The sequence below is a fragment of the Rhodococcus sp. R1101 genome, from assembly GCF_000278445.1.
Lineage (GTDB): Bacteria > Actinomycetota > Actinomycetes > Mycobacteriales > Mycobacteriaceae > Rhodococcus > Rhodococcus gordoniae.
The window spans coordinates 1-792 of record NZ_AJVB01000854.1; the positions used below are offsets into that span (position 1 = coordinate 1).

The 792-nt window shown below is 64.6% G+C and carries 1 protein-coding gene; it reads left to right on the plus strand.

Features of this window, described 5'->3' with window-relative positions; genetic code table 11:
* On the plus strand, nt 1-792 hold a 792-nt coding region (locus R1101_RS0124740; protein ID WP_016935799.1), incomplete at both ends, for a sugar transferase.

A 792-nucleotide genomic window follows, 5' to 3' on the forward strand; every position in this document is an offset into this window, starting at 1 on the left:
GGGCGGTGCGGCATATGACGCGCACCTTCTCCCGTAAGGACGGGGAGGGTTACCGCGTGGTCGGGGTGTGCGTGCCGCGTTATTCGGGGGCGCCGGGTGAGGTGATCGATGTCGACGGCCGGGAGATCACCGTCTACGGCGACGAGCATTCGGTGGTCGACGCATTGAAGTTGTCGGGGGCGGACACGGTGGTGGTCACCGCGACGGAGACTCTGGGCAGCGAGGGTCTGCACGATCTGGTCTGGCAGCTCGAACCGCTCGAGACGGATCTGGTGGTCGCGACGGGAGTGGTCGATGTGGCGGGTCCGCGGATCGAGATGCGTCCGGTGGCCGGTCTGCCGCTGATCCATGTGGAGAAGCCGAGTTATCACGGGGCGAAGCGGTCGGGGAAGCGGATTTTCGATCTGGCGTTCGCGAGTGCGGCGTTGGTGGTGTTGGCGCCGGTGTTCGCGGTGGTTGCGTTGTTGATCAAGCTCGAGGATCGGGGTCCGGTCTTCTACCGGGCCGAGCGGATCGGTCTCGATGGTGAGCCGTTCGGGATGGTGAAGTTCCGGTCGATGGTCACCGACGCGGACAGGTTGGTCGACACCTTGTTGGCGCAGAACGAGGGTGCGGGTCCGTTGTTCAAGTTGAAGGACGATCCGCGTGTTACTCGTGTGGGGAAGGTGTTGCGGCGGTTCAGTATCGACGAGTTGCCGCAGTTCCTCAATGTTGTGCGTGGGGAGATGAGTGTGGTGGGTCCGCGTCCGCCGTTGCGGCGTGAGGTGGAGGCCTACGACGGTCGGGTCCAGC